Origin of the sequence: Desulfosediminicola sp. (genome assembly GCF_048381775.1) — a bacterium.
In the GTDB taxonomy this organism is placed as follows: Bacteria; Desulfobacterota; Desulfobulbia; order Desulfobulbales; family Desulfocapsaceae; genus Desulfopila; species Desulfopila ganghwensis.
In genome coordinates this window covers 212647-238236 of record NZ_JBLXGE010000005.1, presented here as the reverse complement: position 1 = coordinate 238236, position 25590 = coordinate 212647, and the positions used below count along the sequence as shown (strand labels likewise).

At 47.5% G+C, this 25590-nt stretch carries 23 protein-coding genes; 18 read left to right on the top strand and 5 right to left on the bottom strand.

What is annotated here, in order from left to right; all coding sequences use genetic code 11:
- Nucleotides 1-15 precede the first annotated feature (15 nt).
- On the bottom strand, nucleotides 16-1665 hold the full coding sequence (locus ACN5NT_RS10385; protein WP_419175390.1) for a hypothetical protein: 1650 nt from the start codon (nucleotides 1663-1665) through the stop codon (nucleotides 16-18).
- A 448-nt stretch (nucleotides 1666-2113) separates the two neighbouring features.
- On the opposite strand from ACN5NT_RS10385, the gene ACN5NT_RS10380 reads away from it, so the two are divergent.
- Nucleotides 2114-2650, top strand: coding sequence for a hypothetical protein (locus ACN5NT_RS10380; protein WP_419175389.1), 537 nt, complete (start codon nucleotides 2114-2116; stop codon nucleotides 2648-2650).
- Here the strand turns inward: ACN5NT_RS10380 and ACN5NT_RS10375 are convergent.
- Nucleotides 2634-4676 (bottom strand): ATP-binding protein, encoded by a 2043-nt coding sequence (locus tag ACN5NT_RS10375; protein ID WP_419175388.1) that lies wholly within the window; start codon nucleotides 4674-4676, stop codon nucleotides 2634-2636. The two genes, ACN5NT_RS10380 and ACN5NT_RS10375, sit on opposite strands and share 17 nt — an antisense overlap.
- A 245-nt stretch (nucleotides 4677-4921) precedes the next feature.
- Between ACN5NT_RS10375 and ACN5NT_RS10370 the strand changes: the two genes are divergently transcribed.
- From ACN5NT_RS10370 to ACN5NT_RS10355, 4 genes are all read left to right on the top strand, one after another.
- A complete protein-coding gene (locus tag ACN5NT_RS10370) occupies nucleotides 4922-5413 on the top strand; it encodes a hypothetical protein (protein WP_419175387.1) in 492 nt (163 codons plus the stop codon).
- Between the two features lie 267 nt (nucleotides 5414-5680).
- Nucleotides 5681-6313, top strand: coding sequence for an RNA polymerase sigma factor (locus tag ACN5NT_RS10365; protein WP_419175472.1), 633 nt, complete (start codon nucleotides 5681-5683; stop codon nucleotides 6311-6313).
- A gap of 4 nt (nucleotides 6314-6317) precedes the next feature.
- Entirely contained in the window at nucleotides 6318-6644 is a 327-nt protein-coding gene (locus tag ACN5NT_RS10360) for a hypothetical protein (RefSeq protein WP_136796415.1), read from the top strand.
- A 17-nt stretch (nucleotides 6645-6661) separates the two neighbouring features.
- Entirely contained in the window at nucleotides 6662-7036 is a 375-nt protein-coding gene (locus tag ACN5NT_RS10355) for a hypothetical protein (RefSeq protein ID WP_136796416.1), read from the top strand.
- A gap of 23 nt (nucleotides 7037-7059) precedes the next feature.
- Here the strand turns inward: ACN5NT_RS10355 and ACN5NT_RS10350 are convergent, their stop codons facing one another.
- The 3 genes from ACN5NT_RS10350 to ACN5NT_RS10340 are packed head-to-tail and all read right to left on the bottom strand — an operon-like array spanning nucleotide 7060 to nucleotide 11158.
- Nucleotides 7060-7809, bottom strand: a complete 750-nt coding sequence (locus tag ACN5NT_RS10350) for a hypothetical protein (protein WP_419175386.1) — start codon at nucleotides 7807-7809, stop codon at nucleotides 7060-7062.
- Between the two features lie 11 nt (nucleotides 7810-7820).
- The gene (locus ACN5NT_RS10345) at nucleotides 7821-9536 is read right to left on the bottom strand and encodes an alkaline phosphatase family protein (protein ID WP_419175385.1); all 1716 of its coding nucleotides are present in this window, start codon (nucleotides 9534-9536) and stop codon (nucleotides 7821-7823) included.
- Nucleotides 9537-9592: 56 nt separating this feature from the next.
- On the bottom strand, nucleotides 9593-11158 hold the full coding sequence (locus ACN5NT_RS10340) for an arylsulfatase (protein ID WP_136796419.1): 1566 nt from the start codon (nucleotides 11156-11158) through the stop codon (nucleotides 9593-9595).
- 249 nt (nucleotides 11159-11407) lie between these two features.
- Here ACN5NT_RS10340 and ACN5NT_RS10335 point away from each other — a divergent pair, with 249 nt between their 5' ends.
- The 13 genes from ACN5NT_RS10335 (at nucleotide 11408) to ACN5NT_RS10275 (ending at nucleotide 25578) form a co-directional block, all read left to right on the top strand.
- Entirely contained in the window at nucleotides 11408-12718 is a 1311-nt protein-coding gene (locus tag ACN5NT_RS10335; protein WP_419175384.1) for a cytochrome b N-terminal domain-containing protein, read from the top strand.
- A 12-nt stretch (nucleotides 12719-12730) separates the two neighbouring features.
- On the top strand, nucleotides 12731-13255 hold the full coding sequence (locus ACN5NT_RS10330) for a ubiquinol-cytochrome c reductase iron-sulfur subunit (protein WP_419175383.1): 525 nt from the start codon (nucleotides 12731-12733) through the stop codon (nucleotides 13253-13255).
- A 1-nt stretch (nucleotide 13256) separates the two neighbouring features.
- Nucleotides 13257-15554, top strand: coding sequence for a tetratricopeptide repeat protein (locus tag ACN5NT_RS10325; protein WP_419175382.1), 2298 nt, complete (start codon nucleotides 13257-13259; stop codon nucleotides 15552-15554).
- Between the two features lie 298 nt (nucleotides 15555-15852).
- Nucleotides 15853-17484, top strand: a complete 1632-nt coding sequence (locus tag ACN5NT_RS10320; RefSeq protein WP_419175381.1) for a cation:proton antiporter — start codon at nucleotides 15853-15855, stop codon at nucleotides 17482-17484.
- A 663-nt stretch (nucleotides 17485-18147) separates the two neighbouring features.
- Complete coding sequence (locus ACN5NT_RS10315; RefSeq protein ID WP_419175380.1) at nucleotides 18148-18780, top strand: hypothetical protein; 633 nt, start codon at nucleotides 18148-18150, stop codon at nucleotides 18778-18780.
- A gap of 118 nt (nucleotides 18781-18898) precedes the next feature.
- A complete protein-coding gene (locus ACN5NT_RS10310) occupies nucleotides 18899-19216 on the top strand; it encodes a hypothetical protein (RefSeq protein WP_419175379.1) in 318 nt (105 codons plus the stop codon).
- Nucleotides 19217-19733: 517 nt separating this feature from the next.
- A complete protein-coding gene (locus ACN5NT_RS10305; RefSeq protein ID WP_419175378.1) occupies nucleotides 19734-20264 on the top strand; it encodes a diheme cytochrome c in 531 nt (176 codons plus the stop codon).
- Between the two features lie 91 nt (nucleotides 20265-20355).
- Nucleotides 20356-20706: a DHCW motif cupin fold protein gene (locus tag ACN5NT_RS10300; RefSeq protein ID WP_419175377.1), complete on the top strand. Its 351-nt coding sequence runs from the start codon at nucleotides 20356-20358 to the stop codon at nucleotides 20704-20706.
- Between the two features lie 83 nt (nucleotides 20707-20789).
- Nucleotides 20790-21176, top strand: coding sequence for a hypothetical protein (locus ACN5NT_RS10295; protein WP_419175376.1), 387 nt, complete (start codon nucleotides 20790-20792; stop codon nucleotides 21174-21176).
- 422 nt (nucleotides 21177-21598) lie between these two features.
- On the top strand, nucleotides 21599-23164 hold the full coding sequence (locus ACN5NT_RS10290; protein WP_419175375.1) for an aminoacylase: 1566 nt from the start codon (nucleotides 21599-21601) through the stop codon (nucleotides 23162-23164).
- Between the two features lie 610 nt (nucleotides 23165-23774).
- Complete coding sequence (locus ACN5NT_RS10285) at nucleotides 23775-24320, top strand: class I SAM-dependent methyltransferase (RefSeq protein WP_419175374.1); 546 nt, start codon at nucleotides 23775-23777, stop codon at nucleotides 24318-24320.
- Nucleotides 24321-24375: 55 nt separating this feature from the next.
- Nucleotides 24376-24960, top strand: coding sequence for a GNAT family N-acetyltransferase (locus ACN5NT_RS10280; protein WP_419175373.1), 585 nt, complete (start codon nucleotides 24376-24378; stop codon nucleotides 24958-24960).
- Nucleotides 24961-25032: 72 nt separating this feature from the next.
- Entirely contained in the window at nucleotides 25033-25578 is a 546-nt protein-coding gene (locus ACN5NT_RS10275; protein ID WP_419175372.1) for a hypothetical protein, read from the top strand.
- Nucleotides 25579-25590 lie beyond the last annotated feature (12 nt).

Genomic DNA, 25590 nt, shown 5'->3' with positions numbered 1-25590 from the left:
ATCTCCATAATGATATTATTTCAAAAAATTAGAGGCGTTACGGAACTCCTGCCTGTCGGCGGAGGAGGCATTTTGTAGCGCCATCACTTTACGGTAATACTCCCCGGCAGCTTCTTTATCTCCGGCCATTTCCGCTGAGCGGGCAGCGCCATGCAGACTCCTGAGCCTGTTGACGGAGATGTCCAGAGCGCTCTCATATGCTTGTCTGGCCTCATCATAGCGTTGCAGGGTGAACAGCATGTCCCCCAATAACTCACGGGCGGGAAGAACCGACCCGGGAGTAACCGGATGTTTGTCGACTGAATCCTCAAGATCAGCCGCCCTGGTCATCAATTCGAGAGCCTGCTCCTGGTCGCCATCAGCTAAGGCTATCCAGGCGGCCACACTGTTACGCTGGCTATCAACCAGCACCGCCCAGTAGTTCTCTTTGGCAGCAATGGTTTTCTGATGGTAGTTTTCCAGCTCAGCCAGACTTTCGTGAGCAGCATCCAGGTCACCGCTACGTGCGGCACCGACACCTCTGGAGAAATAGGTTATCGCTTCAAACCAGGGATAGTTTTCCCAGGGAAAAGTTGTGTGGTGCCGCAGTGGAAGGTCGGCTGCCTGCTGCCAGTTCTCCTGCTCCATGGGGATTCGGGCCTGGGCGGCAGCTATGGCGTAGGCAGAGGCAAAACTGTCTTGAATTGTTTCGACCTCAAGCAGGAGTTCAAGGGCCTCGGCAGCTTTTGCCTCATCGCCAAGCTGCATATAACCGTAGACCAAATAATCGATGGCGTGGGCGAAATGCAGTGAAGTTGCCTCTCCCACGGGCTGATTCCAAGCAACTTCGGCTGAGCGAATATTCCAGTTGATTACGTCCTCCCATGAACCGAGTCGCACAAAAATATGCGTTGGCATATGCAGGGCATGTGGAATATCAGGGGCGATGGCACCATATCCCCGCGCGACCAGAAGTGCTTTCTGAGCCAGCAACGGGTTATCGTAGGCATGTATCAGGTAATGATAGCCAGCAGGGTGTAGGGGCTTGTCGCGATTGATTTTCTCCAGGATAGCCCCTGCCTGCTGATGGTTGGTGAAGGTCTTGTCGGCCTTGGGGGCTGTTGCCAGGAGTGCAAGCGCATTAAACGCAGCAGCATCGATATCATCCGGGTAGTTTTCAGCCAGTTCCGCCTGGGCTGCAGCCCATTTTTCGAGTCGTTCGGGATGGGGCCTGTTATGCCAGTCGTCGTAGTAACTTTTTATTGCCTGGATGTAGTACTTTTCACGTTCATTTTCAGGTTTCAGACTTTCGGCAAGCAGCACAGCTCCCTCTCCCTTTCTCAACTCATCCTCTTTCGGTGGAGCCCAGAGAGGGTGCAGATGGGTCATGGCAATCCCCCATTGCAGCATGGCGCAGTCAGGGTGGTCGGCGGCAAGAGAGCTGAGCAGTTCCCGTGATTGAGCGTACATCATGTGATGCAGCATGGCCACCCCGCGGTTGAATGATGTTTGTACTACAGGTCCGCAGGATATAGGAAAATCAACCGTGCCAACAGATCGGTTTACAGATGACTCAACCGGGTTTGAACTACTTGTGTTTGCGGGGAGTTCCGACAAAGCAGTCGAAGAACCAGCCAGCAGGAAAGAGACAATCATAACAAAATGTATTACCTGAATGCGATTCATTACCCGTCCTCCCGGAGAAAAATGACCGTACTGCCTTGTTGTCTAATGAAAGCGTTTCAACAGGCAACTGGGAATATCTATGAATGTAAGACTGCGGAAGGAAAATTCCAGAATACTGTTTGTGGGCAATAGCCAGCGAAGAGACATTGCAGCAAGACTGGGAACAATTGACCTGATATGGGAGATACGGTTGAGTAAAAAATACGCACCCGACAGGGCTACCTGATGAATGATTTTCGTTGCATATACCCCCCACAAGTGAGATGCGCGGAGCGCAGCGTACAGTATTACAATGAGATAAAAAAAACGTGATGTGCCTGCAACAATGTGGTGTGCCATTTGCTATGGAACTGATGCGTAACGCCCATATCTGTTGATAGAATCTCCCGGTTACGCGGATCGGTCATTAATCACAGAAAAATACTATTATTTTGGAGTTATAAATTTTATGGAGAGAAAAACATTTTCATACAGTCAGTATCTGCGTTCTTTACACAGGGATATCGGTTATTTCGTTATTGGTCTGACGGTGATCTTCACCCTGAGCGGACTGCTGCTGGTGTTCCGCGATACAGCTTTCTTGAAGTATCCCTCAGTGGTAAAAAAGGATCTGCAGACAGAAATGGGCACAGGTGAAGTGCAGTCTGCTCTTAAGCTGAAGCGGGTCACGGTTGTGGATACTGAAGGCGAAACCTACCGGATTGTATCGGGGAATGAGCAAATAGGAATCTACGATCTGGTATCCGGAAAAGCCGAGTACACGACCTACACCTATCCGAATCTTGTCAATAAACTAAATATGTTGCACAAAGCAACTTTCGCCAGTGCCCATTCCTTTCTGGCTATTATTTATGGAATACTCCTACTTTTTCTGGCGCTGTCACCACTGTGCTTCCATAGGCCCGGCAGCAGATTGTTTCGGCGCTCGCTCACGTATCTCGGCGGCGGTCTGGTTTTCGCGGTGGCGGCTATTGCACTGGTGTAGGTGAACTGTTGATTGCCCTGCTTAAAGCCCGTTTGAGGGTTTCAGGGTCGATGGGTTTGGCGAGATAGTCATTCATCCCCGAGGCAAGAAATAATTCCCTATCTCCATCCATGGCATATGCGGTCATGGCAAGAATCGGAATATTGGCAAATGGCTTGAAATCATTATGTTGACGAATAAGGTGGGCGACTTCAACACCATTTTTGCCGGGCATCTGGATATCGATGATAAGCAGGTCAAAATCCTTTTCAGCCTGTAAAACCTGCAGTATTTCGTTGCCGTTGCTTACGGAGCGGACCTGATGCCCCATTTTATTCAACATGGTCCGGACCAGAACTCTGCTGATGGGGTCATCCTCGGCAAGCAGTATCTGCAGGTTGTCTGGTGTGGCAGGGATCTGCCCCGCTTGTTTGTCCTCAAGCTGGATTTTTGTGGCGGATTCAAATGGAATACTGAGGGAAATTGTAGTACCTCTGCCTTTCTCGCTTGAGATAGCCATGTTGCCGCCAAGCAGGGAGGTAAGCTGTTTGCAGATTGACAAACCCAGTCCGGCTCCCTGGTGTTGTCTGGTAAGGCTGTTGTCTGCCTGGACAAAAGGGGTGAACAGGGTGGTAAGAGCCTCATCGTCTATACCGATTCCCGTATCTTGAATACAGAAAAAAGCTCGAATGCTATCGGGGGCTAAGGTAGTGATGGCAGATACTTCAACCCGCACTATTCCTGTTCTGGTGAATTTCAGGCTGTTGCCAATCAGGTTGGTGAGTATCTGTTGCAGGCGTATGACGTCGCCTATGAGAAAGTGGGGAAGGTTATCATCAATGCTGATCTGGAGTACAACATCTTTTTCGTAAAACGCTGGGGCGAAGAGCTGCTCTATACCGTAAATGGCCTCCCTGCTGTCAAAGCCCACAGGCTGTATTTTCAGCATACCCGCCTCAACCTTTGAGAGGTCGAGTATATCACCAAGAAGGCGGGTCAGTCGCTCTGAGGCTATGAGGGCATTGCTGATATATTGCTCATGGCTGCTGGAGAGAGATTCAGCTTGTATGAGTTTCAGCATGCCGATAATGCCATTTAAAGGAGTGCGGATTTCATGACTCATGTTGGCCAAAAACTCAGATTTATACCGGTTGGCCTTCTCTGCTTCCAGCTTGGCCTGAACGAGTTGCTGTTCAGCCTGTTTACGATCCGTAATATCTCTTAAGGCGGTGAAACGAAGCCGTCTGCCCTCATCGCAATTTTTTGCCATACGGGCCTGGATTTCACATGGAAAGACAGAACCGTCTTTTCGAAGTGCAGTCGCCTCATACGGGCTCTCGTTACATTCGCGCATCATCACAGCGACCTTTTCTCTGTCATCAGGATGGATCCACTCAATGCCTTTGCGCCCACATGCCTCTTCATCAGAAAAGCCAAACATTTTCCTGGCAGCATTATTCTGGCTGATGCATATGCCGTTTTCTGAAATGAAGATCGCTTCAAAGGTGGCATTGTTAAGTAGCCGGTAGTGCTCGTTTATTCTAACTAGTTGTGAAAGAGATTCATATTGTTCCGTTACATCGTCTAAAGCACAAAGAACAGCTTCCGGCTTGGTCTCTGGAGAGCTTTTAATAGGGAAGCAGGAGATATTTAGCCAGATCGTCTCTTTTTGAGAGTTTGAAATTTGGTATCGTTGTTTGAAGAGTGGCTCGCCCGTGGTGAGGCAGCTGCGATGGGGATAATCAGCGATATCCAGATGTGTTCCGTCAACCGTCATTAATTTGAGGCTACTGACATGGTGAGCAGTTTCAGCTTCAGGATCGAGAATGAAGAGAGTTTTTGCAGCAGCATTCAGGTGCTGGATGAGGTTGTCTCTGGAGATAAGCAGCAACCCGGCCTCAACACTGTCCCAAAGCAAACTGCTGGTAGTGCTTATGCCCACTTTGCCGTCTTTAAAAGTATAATTAAGGAGGTTTTGCATATTATACGAGGGACTTTCAGTCTGGCTGGGAGACGTCTGCTCTGTATTTGCATCGGAATGTTTCATCAAAACTTTGCTGTAACCATGATTCATAAAGAGGATTGATACAATACTATTTACCCAGCATAACGATGTGGTGCAACGTAAATCAATGTGAAAACATAGTGTTAATGGTGCCGGTTGTACACCTTCCCCGATGGTGGGTGGTGTGGGTCTGTAAAATACAGCAATTTTTCTGTAACGACTTCAATTATTTCGGCGAATATAGAAGGTGAGAGATTGTATTTTATGACCCATTATGGAGAAGGGTGTTGACGAAAGAACAAAAAAGTACGAGCTCTGTAGATGAGGGGCAGCATTGCAGGTACGGCAGATTCAGGGTACAGGTGCAAGCCTGGGTGAGAGAATTTAGCCTCTGCCTGTTTCCTGCCTTACTGATAATCGTTTTATCTGCAGACAGTCTGCAAGAAGCGGACGCCAACGGCGCTTCAGTGCATGCTGATGGCTCTATTGGGACAGGACTATCTCTGGAAGAAATTGTGAGGAGCTTAGGCAGGGAACTCAAGCTGACGGAAACCGAAATGGTGCACCTGGGCCGTGCTCTCGAAAACGCCAGGTTACAGTTGTCGCGCCTGAATCAGGCCAGCGTTGTTGACGTATATGGTGACCCGGCCGGATTTTTGACTCAGCAGCAGCGTATAATCGAAGAGAGTCTGGAAGGCACTGCGGAATTTCTCAGCAAAAAGCAGTATCATAAGCTCAGGGTGGAGATTGCCTTTTTGTTAAATAATTGGCAACGTTAACGGGTGCTTAAGCTGTAGTTTGAAAAAAAATCTAAAAAAATTAAAAAAAGTGTAACCGGCAAAACGTCTCGTGCGATTAAGAGAGTAAGTGAATAGATGCCGGATAGACGCGTTGGGCTCCCAGGCTTTCGTACCCCCTCCCCAACCCTCCTCTCTCCAAACGGAACCCGGGAGTCCAACATGTTTACCTCCAAAAATACCGGCAACCATGACTTGAGTTCTTGAGTTGTCTATGTTGCCTCAGGTCAGGAGCCTGGTCAAACGGGGATAGGTATCAAAAGAATAGATAATATAACAGAACCGCCGGATGATGTTGTCATAGAGAATATCCTGTCGGGTGATACAGAGCAGTTTCAGGCCCTCCTGGAGCGTTACCAGGCATATGTCTTCACAATTGTGAGAAAATATGTGCCGCCGCAACTCGTGGAAGATGTGGCTCAAGAGGTGTTTCTTAAACTTTTCCGTTCGCTTGCCCTTTATCAGCCTCAGGGGGCCGGGCATGGAACAACCGGGAGTTTCAAGAGCTGGCTGGCGACTATAACAGTTAGAACAAGCTATGACGCGCTTCGAAAGATGTACAGGTCTTCAGAGGTGACGATAAGTGAGTTGGCAGACAATCACGCACAATGGCTCGATTCACTTCTTTCTACTTCTTCCCTCGAAGACTTTACCAGACACAGCCAGGCCAGAGAGGCAAAAGAAATTGTAGATCGGGTGATGACCAGGTTGAGTCCCGAGGACCAGATGGTTGTACGGCTGGTTCATTTTGAAGGGAACAGTACTGCTCAGGCAGCAGAAATCCTGGGTTGGTCCACCGCTAATGTTAAGATCAGGACGTTTCGGGCTCGTACTAAGCTGCAGAAACTGATTGGAAACCTGCTGCGCGAAAATGAAAGGTGACGTGATGAACAGTAGAGAGAAAGAAGATATTAAAAAGCTTGAAGAAGTATTTAAAACTGTTCACCTGCAGCAGAACGATGATGCGGTTCAGCCAACTTTGCGCTGGCAAAATAGTGTAATGCGAGAGGTTCGGCATATTGCCGCCCCTGGGCGAACCGATGTGCAGCGCTCTTCTCTCTTCTGGCCGTTGGCCCAGCTCGCCGCCGCAGTCGCAATTGTCCTGGGGGTAGCTTTTATCACCGATCAATCGCTGACCACCCTTGATATGGCCGTTTACGACTCGGAGATCTCAAGTAAAAATAATAGCTTGGTATCCTATTACTCTTTCTGACACACCGACGGTTAATTATGAAAAATGTTCGAATCGTTGCCACGCTTCTGGTTGTTTTCACTGTCGGTGCCGCTAGCGGTGCCCTGGGGACTCGCTCAATACTGCTTGAGCGTTTCAGGTTGATTCAGGCAGGTCCGACAGAAAAGCATGTGGAATTACTTATGAAGCGTTTTGATCAGAAACTTGCTTTGACGGAAACACAGGAGCAGCAATTGAGAGCGGTTCTGGTTTCAGCAATGGAACAAATCCATGTTGTCAGGCAGCAGGTTGATCCGCAGATTAAGGAGATAATCGCAGAGAGCAATAAGGAAGTCATGACTATCCTTGATGAAGAGCAGGATGAAATATTTCTGCGATTGCTCAAAAATAAATTTAAAGATGTCCAGATGTGAATCTGGAACCGGGTTCACTTGGGCTAAAAGGCAAACGTTACCCCGAGCAGGGGGCCTTCTGTCGATAAATCATAGACGTAGCCATCTTCTTCATAGTCGGCCTCGAAGTAACGGTAGGCCAGATCCAGAATGATGAGGTCGCTGACTCTGTAACGAATTGCCGCTGTCCCCTGCCAGGTGAAATCGGAACCGACACCAAATCCTCCCATGTCAGCACGAAGTATCATCCCCCACTTTTCGTTGAGAGGGTATTGAAAATTCACTCCAACGATCGGGTCTACCCAGGTATCACCAATATCTGTGCCGGCACTTCTTCCCATCGCTCCGATAATGTCAATCTCGGTATTCGCGTCAATGAGGCGGAAGCCTGCGAACACGTCGAAATACTTCCATCTCTCCGGCTTATAGAACAGTGCCGTGGTCCAGGCGGTTTCAGACACCTCAAGCTCGGCCCGGGCCGCATTGACTGTGGTGCCGGTGGAAACCGTCATATGTACGAAATCCATTCTGATTCCCCAGGGACCCTTTTGGGCCTGGCCGTTCACGAGTAATGCCATGTCCAGGTTTTCAAGGATATCACTGAAGCTCAGATCGACGTCGGCGATGAGATCGACCCCGGTGTCGCGAACATTTTTGACTCCTGTCCGGCCATCTTTCCCGACGGCCCAGAGGTATGGGCTGACTTCGAACTGCCACTCATCGGGGCTCCCGGCATGGCAAAGAGTGGGCATTACCAAAAATAACAACGCGATAGCTACGGGTATCCTGGTCATGTGCTCTCCTCTCAATCACTGATATTTTCTTCACATACCTCTTTTAAAACTGAGCCATCGGCAGAAGACGGTGGCTTGATATGAAGACAATTCGCAAGTGTTCTCGCTATATCCACCGGGTGGATTAACCGGGAGACGGTTTTTGCCTTTATGCCGTTGCCTGCAAAAACAACCGGTACAAAAAGATCATAGTTGTATGGGGAACCGTGCATGGCTGCTAAAGGTGTTGTTTCTTCAGAGACCAGATGATGATAGGGTTGCTGAATAATATAGATGTCGCCCGATCTTCCCTGATAGAAATTGTTGCGCACCAGCTGGTCGAATCTGCTGTTGATGAATCGCTGCCGCTGCAGGGCAGAGGAGGAGAGGGCTGCAGCTATGCCGGGAATTTTTGTCATCTCTTCGGCTATGGTGAATTCGACTTCCTGCCGATCCAACCCTTTGTCAGCTATGACCTGGTGGTTGAGATAGATATAGGGATGGTAATAGAGTTCGATCAACTCTTTCCCCAGGCCAAATTTTTGCTGGAGTCCGGCCATGATTTCGTCGGTGCTGACACGTTCAGGAGACATGCGCCTGGTCTGCATTCCCAACTGAGCCATTACCTCCGGGGCTTCAGGGTTGCCATGGTCGGCACTCAGCACGATAAGGGTCTTATCAAGACCTATTACCTTGTCTACCTCTGTAATAAGCGCTGCGAGAGTACGGTCGAGCCGGTAGAGGTTATCTTCACTTTCCAGGCTTGCAGGGCCGAAAATATGACTCACATAATCGGTTGAAGAGAAGCTGACTGCAAGGTAGTCACAGACCTGATCACGGCCGATTTGTTCCTGTTCTATGAGGGTTTGGACAAAATCGAGAGTGAGCTCATCTCCCACCGGGCTGAGGGTGAGGAAGGTATAGAAATATTTTCGGTCATCACCATAATTATGGGGAAAGGTGCGGCCGAACCCCTTGATATCGATCTCAAAAGACCTGTCATCGGCATCGGCCTGCATATATCTGGCCTGGGGCTGACTCAACTCCCAGCTGGTGTTCAACAGCTTATCTGCCTTATACTCATTGTTCCAACTCTTCACCCAGCCCGGATAGGCGTCGTAATAGTAGGTAGAGCTGATGAATTCGCCTGACTTTTTATTGAACCAGAAAGCTTTTCCACCGTGGCCGGCCAGCGGCACGGCGCCGCGGTCTTTTACTGATACCGCGAAAACCTTTGCCTGGCCGGCGGAGGCGAGCAGTAATTCATCGCTGAACGTTGAGCAGGGAATCGCCCTGGCCGAACGTCCCTCACTGCGGGCGGCGCGTTGAGTGGGGTCGATTTCGGTCTTCTTGTCGATGAAGCTTTTATCGCCGACCACGGAATACTCCGCATCTTCGATGTTGTAATGAAGTTGGCCTGATTCGCGGTCCAGCCAGATATTACCAATCATGCCGTGTTCGGCAGGCTGGGCACCTGTGGCCAGGGTTGCGTGTCCGACAATGGTTTCCGTATTCGAGTGTTGATAATATGCGTTGGTGAACCAGATGCCGTTTTCATAAAAGTACCTGAATCCGCCTGGTGGAAGTGCATCCATAAAGCGGAGCGGCATATCTCCGCGAAGACCATCAATGGTTATCTGTAATACCAGTCGCGGCTGTTGCTGCACGGCCGGAGCGGTTCCGCAACAGAACGAACATGCCAAAAAAGAGCTAAGCAAGGTGATCAGCCGGATCTTTGGGAGAATCATTGTTCAGGCTCAATAGAAAATAAGGCCGGGATAATCCCGGCCTGTTGTGTGTGGCTTTATCTCGCTCCGGCAGGTTGAGTCAATGTTTCCATAACCTGATTCAGGCTGAAACTGGCGGCTTTCTGCCTGGGAGGATATTCCTTGAACGTCTGCAGAAAATCACCGACATAAACTTGGGCTGGCACCAGCAGGAATACGCGGTCAATAACCCAGTCATAGTAGGTGTTGGAGGTCTTCTGGGAACGTTCGTACGGATCGCGGCGCAGATTAAAGATCAATGGCACCCGTAAAGGCACAAATGGCTCAGCCCAGGCCTGGAGGGTCGCTTCAACCCGTTGCTCCATGAATATGATCTTCCAGTCGTCGTAACGAAGAGCGGTGAGATCGCCGTCGTCCGAGAAATAGAAGATCTCACGGCGTGGCGCTTTCTCCTCCTGGCCGGTCAGGTAGGGGAGAAAATTGTAGCCATCAAGGTGAACCTTAAAATTCTTGTCGCCTGCGACGTGCCCTTTCAGTAGCTGATCTTTGACATCGGGATTGCCGGCGGCGGCCACGAAGGTGGGCAGCCAGTCCATATGGTGCATTATATCGTTGGAGATCGAACCAGGCTCGATTTTGCCAGGCCAGCGGATCATGGCGGGAACGCGCCAGCCACCTTCCCAGTTGGTGTTTTTCTCACCGCGAAATGGTGTTGCGGCCGCATCGGGCCAGGTGTTGTAATGGGGGCCGTTATCGGTGGAGTAGAAAACGATGGTATTGTCGGCAATGCCAAGTTCGTCGATCTTGTCGAGTAATTTACCAACGTGCATGTCGTGCTCCACCATGCCGTCGCTATATTCATCCTGCCCTGAGATCCCGCGTAATTCTTCTTTTACGTGGGTACGGAAATGCATGCGGGTGCCATTCCACCAGAGGAAAAACGGGGTATCCGAGCTGGCTTGGCGTTCCATGAAATCCAGGGCCGCCGCGACGGTCTCATCATCCACGGTCTCCATCCGCTTTTTGGTCAGGGGACCGGTGTCTTCGATTCTGCCGTCGGCGAAGGATTTTATTACACCGCGCGGGCCAAAACGTTTTCTAAACTCAGGATTCTTGGGATAGTCTTCGTTTTCCGGCTCTTCTTCCGCGTTGAGATGATAAAGATTGCCGAGGAACTCATCGAAACCATGGGCCGTCGGCAGATGCTCGTCGCGGTCACCCAGGTGGTTTTTGCCAAACTGGCCTGTGGCATAGCCGAGAGGCTTGAGCAATTCGGCAATAGTCGGATCTTCTGCTGCCAATCCCTCTTTGGCACCGGGGAGCCCGACTTTGCTGAGACCTGTGCGAAATACTGACTGGCCGGTGATGAAAGAAGACCGGCCTGCAGTACAACTCTGCTCACCGTAGTAATCGGTGAAGAGCATGCCTTCATCGGCAATTCTGTCGATATTCGGCGTACGATACCCCATCATTCCCCTGGAGTAGGCTGAGACATTTGTCTGGCCAATATCATCCCCCCATATGACAATGATATTCGGTTTATCCGCACCTGCCGCGAGCGTTGAGAACGCTGTCAGAACGCCAAAGCAAACAGCCGCAGAAACAATTGTTTTCAAATGTGAAAAGTGTATACCACTACCCATAGCCTCCTCCTTGGAAAGAACACCTTGAGATATGGTGCGCTGGTTAGATAATATTCAGCTGTAATCTGATAGCTGGCCGAATGCCTTCAGGCCTTGATTGGTCGGGAGTTACAGGAAAGAAATAGACCAGTTTCAGGATAGTTCAGAGAATTCTGGAAATCAAGGAAGTGTTGACGGTTTAGAGGTGTTAGGTTACGCTGGTTTGACAGTTTATAAATGATTATCTCGCTCTAGCTAGGGAGGGGACTGTTGACGGCCGGAAGCAGGGAAAAGCAGGTGACTGATGGCGTGCTGAGCCAGTTCGTACTTCATCTGCATCCGAAGAGGGTGCCTGAAGAGACGCTGCGATTTACGCTGAGCTTCGGCCTGGGGGGAATCAGCCTGACCCTCCTGGTCCTGCTGGGTATATCAGGCGCAATGCAGCTGATGAGTTATGAACCGACCGTTCAGCATGCCCATGACTCGGTGCGGGCCATGTATGGGGACAGCAACATCTCGGGCTGGTTCCGTAATATCCACTACTGGTCCTCCAATCTGCTGATAGTGAGTATGGGGTTGCATCTGCTGCGGGTGCTCTGTACCGATGCACTTACCGGGGGCAGGCGCCTTAACTGGGTGGTGGGTACATTCATGTTGCTGCTGGTATTGCTGATCTGCTTTACCGGTTACCTGTTGCCCTGGAGCCAGCTCTCATATTGGGCTGTTACTATTTTCATCAATATGGCCGGTTATATCCCTGTGGTCGGCGAAGTACTTACCGCTCCCTTCCGGACAGGCGGTACGGCCGTTGAGGTCGGGCAAGGTACGCTCAGTACCTTTTTTGTGCTGCATACGGGCTGGTTGCCGCTGACGCTCAGTGCTCTGGTACTCCTCCATATCTGGCTTATCCGCAAGGCAGGCGGACTGGTAACCAAAGATGCAGAATCCCGGAATAGACGTGTTGCTGTCAAACCTGCTCTTATAGTGCGGGAGGCCGCTGTGGGGTTGGTGGCTACCGCCCTGATTTTTCTGCTGGCATCATTTTTCGATGCGCCCGCAGGCGAGCCGGCGATGGTTGGGGTGAGCCCGAATCCTGTGAAAGCGGCCTGGTATTTCATGGGCGTCCAGGAGATGCTGATTCATTTTCATCCGGTATTTGCGGTATGTGTTTTTCCGGCCCTGACGTGTATCGCCTTCATCAGTCTGCCGTTCTGGCAACAAAGGCTTGAATCACCCGGAACCTGGTTTGGAGGACGACGTGGCCGAAAACTGGCCCTGGTCGCCGCCATAGGAGGTGCTTTTGCTGCCACGATTCTTGTTGCTTATGATGCAATCGGGGGGCTGGACGGCAACGGTACTGAAGTACCGGCAATGGCTCTGGTCAGCCGAGGCTGGTTCTCCTTGGTTTTACTCGGTGTTGGGCTTGGGGCCGGTTTCCTTCTGCTTACCCGGAAGAAGCACTACTTGAAAGGCGAAGTAATTCTCGCCGCCTGGATGGCTGTTTTCGCCTGGATGGTGACGTTGACGATAACCGGTATCTGGTTCAGGGGTCCCGGTATGCAATTACTCTTTCCCAGTTGATACGGTAACCATATGAGTAAACGCCAGGGTGCTGAGGCTGCGACAGGAGAAGTTGCTGGGCGCAGGAAGTTCTTAAACCGGATCTGGACTTTTCTGGTGGCTCTTGCCTGCCTGGAATTCGGTTGGTTGTCTGTGCGGCTGGTACGTTCAGCCGGGCAAAAACGAATAGAGGCAGGCAAGGCAGATTTAATCCGGGTAGGGCGTGTGGAAGATTTCTCACCAAACACCGTTACGGCGATTCCCCAGGGACAGTTTTATCTGGTTTGTCTGGAAGGCGAAGACTTTCGCGCCCTTTCGAGGCTCTGTACACATCTTGGCTGTGCAACGCTCTGGGACCAGGAGACAGAGCGCTTTGTCTGCCCTTGCCACGGTTCATCATTTGATATAACCGGCAAAGTACTCACCCCACCTGCCTTGAAAGGTTTGAGTTCCCACCCGTTACGAATTGAAAATGGAGAGATTCTGGTGAACCGGGCGATTTCGGTACCGGCCCCATCAGCGGAGCCAGCTGCCAGCAACGGAACTGTGAGGGGGTAACATGGCTCACCGCAATTCAGCTGACAGAACACTGGGCTGGGAGATGACGGCTCTTGCGGCGTTCTGTTTACTATTGCTCACTCCTTTTATCTATCTCTGGCGGATGCAGGCGAATGTGCCGGTGCACTCTGTGTCGGAACCCGAATTTGTCGGCACCAGAACATGCGGGGAATGCCATCTGGAACAACACCGCAAATGGCAGGGATCGGATCACGACAAGGCAATGGCCCCAGCCACACCGGAGACCGTGCTTGGCGATTTTGCTGATACCGTTTTCACAGACCCCTATACCGGCAAGAAGAGTCGTTTTTTCAGGCGGGACAACAACTATTTCATAGAGACCGAAGATGTAGCGGACCAAAAGGGTGTGTACCAGGTGGCCTATACCTTCGGCCATTACCCTTTGCAGCAATACCTGATCCCCATGCCAGGAGGCAGAATGCAATGTTACAATATTGCCTGGGATGTGGATCAAAAACGCTGGTATCGCCTGCCGCCCTATGATGTCGATGGGGTTGATGACTGGCTGCACTGGACCGGAAGCGGTCAGAACTGGAATGGTATGTGTGCAGAATGTCACTCAACCAGGTTAAAGAAAAATTATGATCCGCAGAAAGACAGCTACTCCACCAGCTGGTTTGAGATAAACGTTGGCTGCGAAGCGTGTCACGGGCCAGGCTCAGAGCATGTGAAGTGGGCCAGACAGCCGGCTTTGGGGCGATCTCAGGCGGGTGCAGGTTTAGCCATAGAGGGGGATGAGGCCTTGCGGGAGCGGCAGATCTCTCTTTGTGCGCCTTGTCATGCCAGGCGATATCAACTTGGCGATAATCAGCACGATGGGGTCGATCCTCTGGATATGATGGTGCCCGCGTTGCTCACCGAAGAACTCTACTATCCTGATGGTCAGATCAAAGAAGAAGTTTATGTCTACGGGTCGTTTATCCAGTCAAAAATGTATTTGCGGGGAGTGCGTTGTAATGATTGCCATGACTCGCATTCGCTGCAGACACACCGGCAGGGAAATGAACTCTGCACCCAGTGTCATCGCCGTCAGGATTACGATACTCCCGGCCACCACTTCCACAAAAAAACGCACGAGGGAAAACCGAGTAAAGGGTATCTCTGCGTCAGCTGCCATATGAGCGGTCGCGTCTATATGGGTATAGATTATCGGCCCGATCACAGCTTGAGAGTCCCGCGGCCTGATCTGAGCATATCAATCAAGACCCCCAACAGTTGCTCCACTTCAGCGTGCCATGGAGACAAGTCGCTTGACTGGGTGAACGAGAAGTACGGAATATGGTATGGGCAGCAGAACAGGCCACACTACGGTGAAGCCATAGAAGCTGGCAGAGCCAGAAAACCAGAGGGGCTGGAGCAACTGAAAGATGTGGCTGAAGACACGCTGCTTCCACCTATAGTGCGAGCCACGGCAATATCTCTTCTGGCGAACTATCCGGGGCAGGGGATTGAGTCGACCATCGTCAAGGCTCTGGAGAGTAAAGAAGGTCTGCTTCGGCACGCCGCTCTGCGAACTTTTGAGCGGTCCGACACAGACAGAATCAGGGCTCTGGTCGCCCCCAAGCTCTACGACCCGTCGCGGGCAGTGCGCCTTGAGGCGGCGGCGCGGCTGGCGGGTGTCCCTGGTGAAAGTCTTCGCCAAGAGGATCGCGCAGTATTTCAGGAGACGTTGTCTGAGTACAGGCAATCACTGGCATATAATGCAGATTTTGCCAGCCAACGCCATAACGAAGGGAACCTGGAGTGGGAGCTGGGCGACGAGGAAAAAGCGGCCCGCAGTTATCTGGCAGCATTGAAGATAGATGATCGCTTTATCCCGGCCAAGGTGAATCTGGCAATGTTGTATAACCGGCAGGGCAATAACCGGGATGCTATTGAATTGCTGCAGGAGGTGTTAACGGATCGGCCGACAATGTATGAAGTTCACTATTCCCTCGGGCTGCTGTTATCGGAATTGAACCGGTATGACGAGGCAGTAGTTTATTTGCAGCAAGCGGCCGAGGGCATGCCTGGCTATTCGAGGGTGCGCTACAACTTTAGCCTGGCGCTGTTCAAGCTGCAGCGCTGGCAACAGGGCGCAAATGTGTTACGCGAACTGGTATTACAAAACCCAGAGGTCAGCGAGTATTTCGTTACACTGGTCAATCTGTACCTCAACTTTGGTATGGGGCCTCAGGCTGAGCAGCTGGCCTATGACGTTCTGAAAATCATGCCTGATCATCCGGGGGCAAAAGATCTGCTCAAGGCAATGCGGCAGAACAGGAAGCCTCAGAGGTAACGCAACGAGCTACGGTTCAAAGAAAAGAGGAACGTATCTGATGGGTGTGATCAGGTGCAACGATGCCTGTGCATGTGATGAACTATCACAGTGATATGATTTACGGCGGTGACTCCAGCCACTGGCCCGGTATCAACCTGTATGATGATGTCATAGCAGAGGAGCGGAATTGGTTGAAGTGGGAGCAGAAATATGACATTGTGTCAGGGTTATTCCAGTTGCCGTCAGCCTGTTTCAGGGCGTTGTCCTGCGGCAATCAACACTCTTATCAGATAACTCTTGTCTTTCAGCGTAAATTATGGACCCAATTATTCTTACCGTAGCCTTTACATTAGGCTATCTTGCCCACAGGGCAAGCCTGCCGCCGATGATAGGCTTTCTGCTTGCCGGGCTTGGCCTCAATTTGCTGGGCTACACCACAGACCCTATTCTGGCCCAAATTGCCGAGTTCGGTGTAACCCTGCTGCTTTTCACCATTGGTCTCAAACTCGATATCAAGAATCTGTTCAAGCCGGAAGTATGGGCTGGCGCATCGATCCATATGGTGCTCACCACGGCACTCTTCGGTCTTCTACTCTTTCTGTTAAGCCATAGCGGGCTTCAGTTTTTCCTGGGCCTTGATATGACCACGGCAATGCTCGTGGCCTTTGGTCTCAGCTTTTCATCCACAGTTTTTGCCGTGAAAGTGCTTGAAGGGAATGGCCGAATGGATTCGCTGAACGGCCGTACCGCTATCGGTATACTCATTATTCAGGACCTGATAGCCGTTGTCTTTCTTACTGTCTCGGCTGGTAAAATGCCGTCTCCGTATGCGATCCTGGTCTTGGCAGCACTTCCTTTGGCAAGGGCACTGATTTTTCGGATGATGGACAGGGTAGGCCATGGCGAACTGCAGCTAGCCCTGGGGATGTTCCTCACCTTTGTCGTGGGGGCCGCCTTGTTTGATCTGGTCGGCTTGAAGGCAGATCTGGGAGCACTGATAATGGGTGTGCTGGTGGCGCCTCATAAGCGGGCCAAGGAGCTTGCTAATTCGCTTTTGAGTGTGAAAGAGCTGATGCTCATCGCATTCTTTATCGATATCGGCCTTGCCGGGTTGCCGGGCTGGTCGGGATTCCTGGCATCGGTGGTGCTGGTGCTTATGCTTCCCTTGAAAATGGCACTCTATTTTTTCATTCTTGGTCGCTTCAAACTCAGCGCCCGCAGTTCGTTCAAATCGACCATGAATCTCTCAAACTATTCAGAATTTGGTCTGATAGTCTGCTACATGGCGGTTTCGACCGGAATGCTCGATAAACAGTGGCTGGTGGTTATGGCCATTGCCCTCTCTCTTTCCTTTGTTGCGGCATCTCCCCTCAATAAATTCGGTGATCGTATTTACGAGCGTTTTGGAGATCTCCTGAAAAAGTTTGAAAGTAAAGAGAGGCATCCTGAAGAGAAGCCTGTTCCTGTTGGCAATTGGCGGATAGCGATCATTGGTATGGGGCGAATCGGTTCCGGCGCTTATGATGTGTTTCGTAAGCAGTATGGTGATGTTGTGGTCGGCCTCGACTACGATCCTGCCAGTGTTGCACAGCAGAAGGAGGAGGGCAGACAGGTACTGCTGGGTGATGTTACAGACCCGGATTACTGGCACAGGTTACCAAGGGGGAAATCGAAACTGAAAATGGTAATCCTGGCCATGCCCTGCATGGATGCAAAACTCTATGTCACCAGCGTACTGAAAAAAAATAACTTTCCCGGAACCATCGCTTCCGTTGCCATGTTTGATGACGAGATAAACACACTCCTGGAAGCGGGGGTTGATACGGCTTTTAATGTGTACACAGAGGCTGGTGCCGGATTAGCTAACCACATTAAAGAAAATATAACGCTTGAAGACGGAATGTTCAGTCCGGTTGTCTCTTCTGTTTCACCGAAAAGCGTAAAGTAGGATTATGCCCTTGCCTACCAACCGGTACTCAGAAAAGGCTGGTTAGCAGCCAGGAGTGAGAGGGCAGGTGCATAGGCTGTGTACGTTACGTTAGTATGCTCAATATAGCTTATGTGCCTGCTGCAATTCATTAGAGAGAATTGTAATGATCAGCGATTCTGGTGTCGACTCACTCCTTGCTTATCTCTCTCATCTCACCGATCTCAAGTCTCGGATTTGTGAAAATCAAATATGTTTTGTGAAGTTGTGGTTTCTCTTTCTGTAAAAGGAAAATCTGTTTAGAGAGAAACTATACTGGCAGAAATTTCGAAAAAAATATTCCCAAAACGTTACAGGGATTCTGAACCATTTGTAATGCTACTCCCGATTCAAACGGCATATACGATTTACCCGCATTTATAAGCTACCAACTCAAATAATAAAACGACAACGTGTCGATGCGGCGATGGGGCTGTATGTGGTGTAGTTCAAGCGTAGTACTCTAGATGTAAGATTTGGCGGGCCTAACGTTTATTGGGGTTGCGTAATATACCCATACTCCTATATCACGGTTATTTGCGTATTATAGGAACTCGATAGTTTAACCTGATTATCGCTTGCAACTTGAATTTCAATGGCCTACTATGCGTAAAACAGTGTTATTTTAGTGACATAGGATGGTTTTTGCGCAAGCTCCAAAATGCCATACCACGCTGTGGAGCTACCCATTGTGGTACTCCATTTTTGAATGAATTGGATAATACTCCGCAAAAAGGGAGTACTCCTATATTACACGTTATGATTACAAAAAAAATCATTACGATATCTCCTAAGAATAAGTATGCTTTGTGGTCAATATTGGCGATAATATATACAGCTATATTACATTATGAAATTAGACCAAAAATATCCTTTGAATGGATACAAAGCCTGCCTCTTTACATATTGGTCCCTTCTGTAATTCTGGCTTTTATTGGTCTGATGGCAATATCAGCCTATGCTTCAATGTACAGGCCAATTGTACCTGGACCACCAAACTGGCGAGAACCAGACATTTCTGGCTCATTGACAGTAGAATTATCTATAAACGGTTTCCTAGTGTTTGCCTTATGGTTATCGAAAATAATTATCTTTGCTACATTACTATATTTTTACTTTGATTTAACAGTTAATACCTATATCGAAAACTTTGATTGTCTGTTAGGTGGTGGTTGTCAGTTAGATCGTTATGATAGAAGTATAATATTGGTTCCAGTCATAATGTTAACGCTAATATTTATTTATCTAGGCCTAAGAGTATACGATAAGCTTAAATAATAAATGGAAAATATATCATAACCAAGCGTTCGTAGGGACGCGCAAAAGGCGCGCGCCCCACAACTTCACGTTAGAAATTGAAAAAAGAAGAAAACATTAAAAGAGACAGGAGTAAAAAATGCAATACAGAATTGTTTTTCTTCTTTTTGTGTCAATAACCATTAGTGGCTGTACTGGCATGGCGCAGAAAGGTGCTCTTAGCAGGGCTTACAGCAATTTTGAAGATGGTGATTATGAGGATGTGGTCGAGTTAACAAACCGTGCTGAGAATTATCAAGAGCCAACCCATCAAATGAAATCTGAAATTATTTACCTTAAAGCATTAGCACTGGAAAAATTGGGTAGAGATAGTGAAGCTCACGGATTATTTAAGTACCTCTCTCAGGAATTCAATGATACGCAATATGGGTTCATGGCTAAAGAAAAAATAGATTAAAAATATTCTAACCAACTGTTACACAGGGCCTGCAAACAGCGAGGGCATGTGAACTTAAACGTTATGCGAAAAAATAAACTATTTTGAAGAATAAAGGTTACATAAGCCTAGTTTTTTCATTCGTTACTGGTATGATAATATGGTGGTTTTCACCAATAGCTACCGGTAGTTTAGAACCTTGGGATTCAGATTCAATTTATTATATTATTTCTTTGCTAATCTCCGGCATACTATTAGGCTATTTCTTCCCAACAAAAACTCTAATTATTTATTCAGGTATCTTGCTAGGTCAAATCTTCTATATACTTGTGTTCTTGCCAAGTGGCCCATTACTATCAATTGGAATATTTTACCTTGTAAGTTATACATTATTGGCATTGCTAAGCGCTTTTGGTACTTCTAAAATTTTGAACTAATATTAAACGCATAACCAACCGTTCCCAGGAACGCGCAAAAGGTGCGCCCTTGAACTAAACGATATGTGAATTTTAAAAATATCTCATTTGTGGAGGGCAAAATGAATACCAAATTCAATCTTATGCAATTGCTCGCTAATCCCTTCATCATTGCTGCATTCTGTTTGTCGCCTGCATATGCAGACGACAAACAGAAAGAAAAATATGAACGTGAATCATTCTCCGCTATTACGAATGAAACCTATAAGCAAGAATGTGGTGCCTGTCATTTCAATTATCAACCAGGTCTGCTTGCTTCAGCATCTTGGGAAAAACTAATTAATACTTTACCGTTCCATTTTGATGAAGACGTTTCAATAGATGAAAAATCAGTAAATGAAATTGAAAAATACTTAATAGAAAATTCAGCAGAGAATTCTTCATCAAAAAGAGCCAGAAACATATTACATAGACTTAAAGGCCAAGTTTCTCTTAGAATATCAGAAACTCCATATATTAAAGAAAAACATCACGAATTGAACTCATCCGTTTTTGACAGGCCTTCAATCGGCTCACGATCAAATTGTATAGCTTGTCATACAACGGCCGAACAAGGTGACTACGACGATGATAATGTAAAAATACCAAAATAAAACACATGTCAAATCGTTCCAAGTGACAGCAAATAGCCGCGGCTCCTCAATTCCACGTTATAGAAATAAAATCTATTCTAGATTGATAAAAATGAATGATAAAAACATCCCATTTCAAACCATAGATTGGTCAAAAATTCCTAAGAATGAACATAAAGGTGAAACCGGTGTTGCATACTGGCAAACCCTCCAATTCGATGGTTTACGAATAAGAATTGTTGAATATTCTGCTGGCTACGTTGCCGACCATTGGTGCCAAAAAGGTCACATAGTTCATTGCCTTGAAGGTGAAGTTACAAATGAACAAGAAGAAGGTATTAGTTCAGTATTAACTTCAGGTATGTCGTATATTGTATCAGATGATTTGAGCTCTCATCGTTCTGTAACAAAAAATGGTGTAAAACTAATGATAATCGACGGTGATTTTCTCCAGCTTAAATAAAAAAAATATTATAACAGGGAGTTAGATGCGAAGTCGCTGAAGCTCGCCGGTTATGTCCACGTTAGCTTCCAAGGAAGTTCCCAATGCTACTCAAAACATTAATTGTCGGATTATTAATCGCTATAGGTGAAGTAGTAAACGGAAATTTGAGAGTAAGATATCTACATAAGAAGTATGGCGTAAAACGTGCTAAAAAAATAAGTTTTCTTTCTGGGATTATAATTATTTACTCTATTTGTTGGTTTACCCTGTCTTGGGTGGAGCCAACTAATTATGTTGATTGTCTTATAATTGGGTCTGTTTGGTTAGTTATTATGATCTCATTAGATATTCTTTTTGGGAAATATGTATTTAAAATGAAATGGCATAAGATAATTGATGATTTTAACATACTGAAAGGGAATTTACTCGGAGTTGGGATGGTATTCTTGTTCATTTGTCCAACTATTGTTTTTTTGTTTATTAAATGATCCAGCTAACCAGGCGGTCAACACGGCCTCGATGAAGCTCACCGGTTACCTTCACGCTAGCTACAATGGATTATCTGCACTGAACATAGAGAGTTTGTGGCAACAGGTAGCAAACTACAATCCACCAGCATCATAAATTCAAATACTGACCACATAATTAAATAATTATAATAGCATTATTCGACGTTACTTTTAGATATAAAGCCCCTGTTGTGTGGTAAAATATATAGATTGTCTTATCAGACCGGGTGGCTGACCTAGCATGGCAGAGAGCGATAACTGCCAAAGGAGAACAAATTTTGATCCAACAACTTTATAGGTTTTTTCTCTCGTTGTTTTTTTTCTTTGCAGCGAGCTCTCTGTCTTTAGCCCAAAACTACGATCTTGTTATTTTGAACGGCCGTGTCATGGACCCAGAGAGCATGTATGATTCAGTCGCCAACGTGGGTATAAAAAACGGCCGGATCGAAGTCATCACAAAGGATAAAATAACTGGTGCCGAAAAGATTAACGCAAAGGGCCTCGTGGTTGCTCCCGGTTTTATCGATACCCATGTCCATGGCTTAGATCCCTTCACCATTAAGATGGTTTTGCGGGATGGGGTGACCACGGCCATGGATCTTGAGGCCGGTGCGTGTCATGTGGGTGACTGGTATGAACAAAAGGCCAAAGGAGGATGGCAGGTCAATTATGGCACAACATCCAGCCATGCGCTGAACCGAATGATTGTACATGATCCGGAAACTGCCATTGACGAGCCCGTAGATATGGCCAACGCTGCCCATTACATGCATGTCGCAGGTGAAGACGGCGTTGCGGGCTGGGCCATGACCAAGGACACTATCGAAACCATGAACAAGGTGTCACGCCTGCTTGATGAAGACATGCGGCAGGGGGCCCTTGGTCTTGCCGCGGTTCCTGCCTACATGGCCCGGGGATTGACAACCTATGCATTATTCGAGGGCCAGCGCGCGGCATCCCGCTATGGACGTCTTACGGCCGTGCATACCCGTTTTCACCTTTCGTCCGAGCCGCCCACGGAAGCCGCCCTCGGCTTTGACGAAGTATTTACCAATGCATTTCTTCTCGATGCGCCGCTGCTGGTGCAACATAACAATGATTACGGATGGTGGGAAATAGAAGAAAAACTTCAGCTCGCCCGCGCCAGGGGCCTTAACATGTGGTCCGAGCATTATCCATACGCTTCAGGAGGAACAGTTATTTCTGCAGATTTTCTCCGTCCTGAAGTATGGGAAGATATTCAGGGCAATCGTTACGAGGAGACCATCTTTGATCCCCAAACGGACAGCTTTTTCACTCGCGAGACTTTTAAGAAGACTGTTGCCAATGATCCCAGCCGGAACATCGTGATATTTATGCCATGGCGTGAGGAATGGATCAAGTATTGGCTTACCATGCCACACATGGCAGTGGCAAGTGATGGCCTGCCCGGACATGACGCAAACGGGAATCTTCTCCCAATGAACGCGGATTATTCGGAATATGCAGGCAATCCACGCACGGCCGGCACGCATGCCAGGACCTTGCGCCTGGGGCGGGAGCAGGGTGTGCCCCTGATGTTTCAACTTTCACAACTCAGCTACTGGCCGGCCCTCCATCTCGGCGACACTGGGCTCCAGGCCATGAAGGACAGGGGGCGCGTTCAGGTGGGCAAGATTGCCGACCTGACACTTTTCAACCCTGATAAGGTTACTGACAATGCCACTTTTACGGCAGGTGAAAACGGCCTTCCCTCCACAGGCATTCCCTATGTGATTGTAAACGGCGCTGTTGTCGTGAAAAAGTCCAAAGTGCTCGTGGACGTGAAGCCGGGCCTGCCTATACGGTTTCCCGTGGAAGAAAACAGTCGGTTCGAGCCGGTAACCGTGAAACGATGGATCAACGAGAAAACCATTGCACCTTTTGAAAATCACGTGGAGGATGCTTGTGGAATGAGTGAGATTATCAATGACAATGAACTCAAATAATATTTCATAGAAATTAAATATATATCCTCGATCCGTGATGGTTGATTAATAACCAGCTAGCCAAGCGTTAAACACCGCTCCACCACGTTCCGCTCGGACTCGCTTAAGCTCGCGTGTGCCACGAAACTTTAAAAGGGAAGGGGAGGTCGGCCTCCCCCCCCGATTTCGGGTTGCAGGACCTGGAATCAAACCGCCTGAAGTTGCTGTGGCAAAGAGCCATGGTAGTGAGCGTGTAGGAAAAGGCAGGAGGTAAACCTGTCAGGTGTGCTTCAGGAAGATGAACGAGAGTGAACCACCGTTGAGGTGTCGAAATCAGCGTTGACAGATGTCATCAAAACCAGTGTTTCGCGAGCTGAACTGGGATAAGTGTGGAAGTAACCTGCTCACTGACCAGATGGTGACCGGCATAGAGGTGGCATGATCCTGTTGCAGGCTCTTTTAAGGAACGTGGGAACCTGTCGTTCTGATGTTAAGGAAAAAATCCAAGATGAACTGGGTCGTCTCAAGCGCAACTATCTGTAAACGATGTATTGACATAGTTGTAAACGATGAAGTGCACTAAAAAAAAATAATGACAACTCGATATAGAAATAGTTTTTCAGGTAAAGGTGTGTTTCCACCTAAGTATGCTTTTACTCTCTTAATCCCCTTCCGTAACTTATTTCTGTCTCCCAAAAAGTTGATCCAAAGATTAGATATAAGCGGAGGCCAAAACATATTAGAGATAGGTCCAGGTCCTGGCTATTTCAGTTCTCATGTTGCAAAAAAACTGGAAAGCGGTAGGCTTGTCTTGATAGATATTCAACAAGAAATGTTGGATATGTCAAAAAAACGACTCGATAAAAAAGGAATTACTAATGTAGATTACAAGTTAACTGATGGCTACTGCCTTGATCTGGAAAGCAACCTTTTTGATAGAGTATTTATGGTAACAGTCTTAGGTGAGGTTGACAATAAAGACACATATTTAAAGGAGATTTATAGGGTTTTAAAAGAAGGGGGAATTTTGTCGATCTCAGAGTTAGTTGGAGATCCCGACAAGATTAGTGTCGAGGATCTTAAATCTTTAGTTGCAAAATATGGTTTTACAGTATTTCAAGTTTTTGGAAACAAGTATAACTACACTATCAATTTCAGGAAGATAACTGAAAAATAATTTAACAAGCCGTCCAGGGGACGCGCAAAAAGCGTGCGGCCCTGAACTCAACTATATGCCAGATAATAATAAAATACCTCCTATTGAGACAAATAGACTTATACTGAAGAGTATGAGCATTCCTTTACTTCGTATGATTAGTGAAGGAAATTATGAGAAGGCCCAACAGCTTTCCGGATTTGTAATACCTCCTGGTTTACCAATGCCGAATAGAATATGGCTCAATAGAAGACTTGAGATGATTGAGCGAGATAGCAGTCAGCAAAAGTGGATGTACCGAGCAATTCTCCAAAAGAATGATAATAGAATGGTTGGGCACATAAGCTTTCATCACAAAGCACCAGACCCGGAGCTTTTGGAAATTTCTGAATTAGCGGTCGAATTGGGATATACAATAGACCCAGAATACAGAAGAAGAGGGATTGCTAAGGAAAGTGCCATTGCGATGATGGAGTGGGCTAACTATGAATCGAATGTAAGAACTTTTATACTAACCATCAGTCCTGCAAACTACCCCTCTATTAAATTGGCTGAAGCAATGAACTTCAAAATAATTGGAGAGCATATTGACGAAATCGATGGGTTGGAATACACGATGATGGGTGAAATAGAAGATGTTTTAAGAACAAAGCACGCATAATATGGCGTTTCACTCGGACTCGCTGAAACTCTTCGGTGAGTTAAACCTTAAAAGTTTGTAGTTGAATAAAAAATGTCTATAACCAATAGTTGGAATCCAAGTGAATATATATCGTTAGCTGCTTTAGTGGTTGCAACTATGTCTTTGCTGTATAGTTTTTCAGCCGGTAGAAAACAACAAAAGTTTAATTCAAAATTAGCACACTATCAGAACATGCAAGAATTCTATGCTTTATTAAACAAGGTTGTAGGTACTAAAAATAAAGCTGATGTAAATATAAAACAAGCAATAGGTATTAACAAGAAAGCAATCGAATCGATTAAGCTATACAAAAAAATTGTAACGGATGAGCACTATATGGGGCAAGAGCTTTCTGATCTTGAGGAATTTGAAACAATTCTTGAAGAAAGGAGAGCTAAGGTGGATGAATGGGAGGAAACAATAAGCTCTATGTGGAACTATCAAGAAGCGGATCAGCAAATATGGCAAGCATTAAATCAATTGAATTCGGTTTTAAATGCAGAGATTACTCAAATAGCACCACTGCTTCTAGAGCTAGAAAATAAAAAAAATACTCTATTAGATTCATATGATAAAATTGAGAAATTAATTAAATAAGCCACAAAAACA

Bases quoted from the DNA above. Each gene is read 5' to 3' on its own strand.
- ACN5NT_RS10295 (WP_419175376.1), top strand. From the start codon at position 20,790: ATGCTACTCAAAACATTAATTGTCGGATTATTAATCGCTATAGGTGAA.
- ACN5NT_RS10385 (WP_419175390.1), bottom strand. From the start codon at position 1,665: ATGAATCGCATTCAGGTAATACATTTTGTTATGATTGTCTCTTTCCTG.
- ACN5NT_RS10350 (WP_419175386.1), bottom strand. From the start codon at position 7,809: ATGACCAGGATACCCGTAGCTATCGCGTTGTTATTTTTGGTAATGCCC.
- ACN5NT_RS10310 (WP_419175379.1), top strand. From the start codon at position 18,899: ATGCAATACAGAATTGTTTTTCTTCTTTTTGTGTCAATAACCATTAGT.
- ACN5NT_RS10305 (WP_419175378.1), top strand. From the start codon at position 19,734: ATGAATACCAAATTCAATCTTATGCAATTGCTCGCTAATCCCTTCATC.
- ACN5NT_RS10340 (WP_136796419.1), bottom strand. From the start codon at position 11,158: ATGGGTAGTGGTATACACTTTTCACATTTGAAAACAATTGTTTCTGCG.
- ACN5NT_RS10380 (WP_419175389.1), top strand. From the start codon at position 2,114: ATGGAGAGAAAAACATTTTCATACAGTCAGTATCTGCGTTCTTTACAC.
- ACN5NT_RS10280 (WP_419175373.1), top strand. From the start codon at position 24,376: ATGCCAGATAATAATAAAATACCTCCTATTGAGACAAATAGACTTATA.
- ACN5NT_RS10290 (WP_419175375.1), top strand. From the start codon at position 21,599: ATGTATGATTCAGTCGCCAACGTGGGTATAAAAAACGGCCGGATCGAA.
- ACN5NT_RS10300 (WP_419175377.1), top strand. From the start codon at position 20,356: ATGAATGATAAAAACATCCCATTTCAAACCATAGATTGGTCAAAAATT.
- ACN5NT_RS10355 (WP_136796416.1), top strand. From the start codon at position 6,662: ATGAAAAATGTTCGAATCGTTGCCACGCTTCTGGTTGTTTTCACTGTC.
- ACN5NT_RS10330 (WP_419175383.1), top strand. From the start codon at position 12,731: ATGAGTAAACGCCAGGGTGCTGAGGCTGCGACAGGAGAAGTTGCTGGG.
- ACN5NT_RS10345 (WP_419175385.1), bottom strand. From the start codon at position 9,536: ATGATTCTCCCAAAGATCCGGCTGATCACCTTGCTTAGCTCTTTTTTG.
- ACN5NT_RS10320 (WP_419175381.1), top strand. From the start codon at position 15,853: ATGGACCCAATTATTCTTACCGTAGCCTTTACATTAGGCTATCTTGCC.
- ACN5NT_RS10360 (WP_136796415.1), top strand. From the start codon at position 6,318: ATGAACAGTAGAGAGAAAGAAGATATTAAAAAGCTTGAAGAAGTATTT.
- ACN5NT_RS10325 (WP_419175382.1), top strand. From the start codon at position 13,257: ATGGCTCACCGCAATTCAGCTGACAGAACACTGGGCTGGGAGATGACG.
- ACN5NT_RS10275 (WP_419175372.1), top strand. From the start codon at position 25,033: ATGTCTATAACCAATAGTTGGAATCCAAGTGAATATATATCGTTAGCT.
- ACN5NT_RS10375 (WP_419175388.1), bottom strand. From the start codon at position 4,676: ATGAAACATTCCGATGCAAATACAGAGCAGACGTCTCCCAGCCAGACT.